General features: G+C 67.0%; 1 protein-coding gene. It reads right to left on the bottom strand.

Features of this window, described 5'->3' with window-relative positions:
- Window positions 1–12 precede the first annotated feature (12 nt).
- Window positions 13–2439 (bottom strand): heavy metal translocating P-type ATPase, encoded by a 2427-nt coding sequence (locus tag ACGFZ3_RS18720; RefSeq protein WP_074058989.1) that lies wholly within the window; start codon window positions 2437–2439, stop codon window positions 13–15.
- Window positions 2440–2507 lie beyond the last annotated feature (68 nt).

Here is a 2507-nt window from a genome sequence, read left to right as displayed (position 1 = left end):
GGATATGAGCCATCAGTGACAGGAATGGCCGCGCGCAGGCTCATCGGCGCGGTCAGGGTGGGGGGTGGCAACAACGGTGGAGCCGGACAAACGCAGGGCATTGGCGACCACCGAAACCGAGCTCACGCTCATGGCGAGCGCCGCGACCATCGGACTCAGTAGGATCCCGAACGCGGGGTAGAGCACCCCGGCCGCGAGCGGAACCCCGAGCGCGTTGTAGACGAACGCGAAGGTGAGGTTCTGCTTCATGTTGGCCACGGTGGCCTGAGAGATCTTCCGGGCGCGCAGGATGCCGCGCAGGTCGCCCTTGACCAGGGTGATCTGCGCGCTCGACATCGCGACGTCGGTGCCAGTACCCATGGCAATGCCGACGTCGGCGGCGGCCAGCGCCGGCGCGTCGTTGATGCCGTCGCCCGCCATCGCCACCCGCCGGCCTTCGCGCTTGAGGCGCTGCACCAGTTCGGCCTTGTCCTCGGGGCGGACCTCGCCATGCACTTCGTCCAGGCCCAACTCTGTGGCCACAGCCCGTGCGGTGGTGAGCCCGTCGCCGGTGGCCATGATGATGCGCAGCCCGGCGGCGTGCAGCTCATTGATGGCGGCCGCGGCCGACGCCTTGATCGGGTCTGCGACCGCGATCAGACCCGCCAGGCGACCGTCCACGGCGAGGAACATGGCGCTCGCACCCTCGCGGCGCAGACGCTCGGCGACGTCGACATGCGCACCGGGATCGGCGCCCAGATCATCCATGAGGGCGGTATTGCCCAGCGCAAGCGCGCGACCGGCGACGGTTCCGCGCACACCCATGCCGGTCACCGAGTCGAAGTCCTCCACGCGGTCGAACTCGAAGTTCCGGCGTCGGGCCTCGGCCACGATGGCATCGGCCAGCGGATGCTCGCTGCCCTGGTCCAGGCTGGCCGCCAGGTGCAGCACCTGGTCGGCGTCGAAGCCCTCGAAGGCCACGACTTCCTTGAACGCGGGGCGTCCTTCGGTGAGGGTGCCGGTCTTGTCGACGATGAGGGTATCGATGCGGCGCATGTGCTCGATGGCCTCGGCATCGCGGAACAACACGCCCACCTGTGCCGCCTTGCCGGTGGCGACCATGATCGACATCGGCGTGGCCAGACCCAGCGCGCAGGGGCAGGCGATGATCAACACCGAAACCGCGTTCAGGATGGCAAAGGTCCAGGCCGGCTCCGGGCCGAAGAAGCCCCAGATGAAGAAGGTGGCCACCGCGATCGCCAGGACCGCGAGCACGAACCAGTAGGCGACGGTATCGGCCATCCGCTGCATCGGCGCGCGAGCGCGCTGCGCCTGCGCGACCAGCTGCACGATCTGCGACAGCACAGTGTCGGAACCCACCTTGGCGGCGCGGATCACCAGCGCGCCGGTGCCGTTCTGGGTCGCGCCGATGACCTGATCGCCAGTGGTTTTCTCGACCGGGATCGGCTCGCCGGTGAGCATCGACTCGTCGACCCTGGAGCGGCCTTCCACCACTTCGCCATCCACCGGCAACTTTTCGCCGGGTCGCACGCGCAGGTGGTCGCCGACATGCACGTGGGTTAGCGGGATGTCTTCCTCGGTGCCGTCGGCATTGACCCGCCGGGCTTCCTTGGGCGCCAGACCAAGCAGGCCCTTGATTGCCGCGGACGTTTTCGAACGCGCTCGTAGCTCCAGCATCTGGCCGAGCAGCGTCAGCGACACGATCACCGCCGCCGCCTCGTAATACACGCCGATGCGCCCATGTTCGGTAAACGACGGTGGGAACAAGCCGGGTGCCAGCGTGGCGACCAGGCTGTAGCCAAAGGCGGCCGCAACGCCAATCCCGATGAGGGTGAACATGTTCGGGCTGCGGTTGCGGATCGACTGCACGCAGCGCTCGAAGAACGGCCAGCCGGCCCACAGCACGACTGGTGTGGTCAAGACCAGCTCGACCCAGGTCTGCACGTCGATCGACAACGGCAGGATCTGCACGTCGCCCAGCACGACACGCGGGAGGTACTGGCCGAACATGGCCAGCACGAGCGTCACCACAGTCAGCGGAAGCGTCCACCAGAACCGGCGCGAGAAGTCGCGAAGTTCCGGATTGTCATCGTCCTCCAGGCTCGGCATTTCCGGCTCCAGCGCCATGCCGCAGAAGGGACAGTTGCCTGGACCTTGTTGCCGGACTTCCGGGTGCATCGGGCAGGTGTAGATGGCGCCGGGCTGTGCCACCTCGGGTTCGTCCTGGGGCGTCAGATAGCGCTCCGGATCGGCCACGAACTTCGCGCGGCATCGCTCCGAGCAGAAGTGGAAAGGTGTGTCGGCGTGGGTCGCATGATGCTGCGTCGTGGCGGGATCGACCTGCATGCCACAGACCGGATCGGTGACCCGTCCATCCGCAGCCTCGACAGGGGCTGCGCCTGCAGAATGGTGATGGTCATGGGACGACGGTGAGTTCATGCCGATGCTCGCTTTAGTGGGGATGGACTGCCAAGGCAGTGTGCCATTGCGGGTTACACAGCTATTCG

The organism is Stenotrophomonas sp. NPDC047960 (genome assembly GCF_043204395.1).
GTDB lineage: Bacteria > Pseudomonadota > Gammaproteobacteria > Xanthomonadales > Xanthomonadaceae > Stenotrophomonas.
Note: the sequence above shows the minus strand (reverse complement) of the source record. Positions and strands in the feature narration are given on the sequence as shown.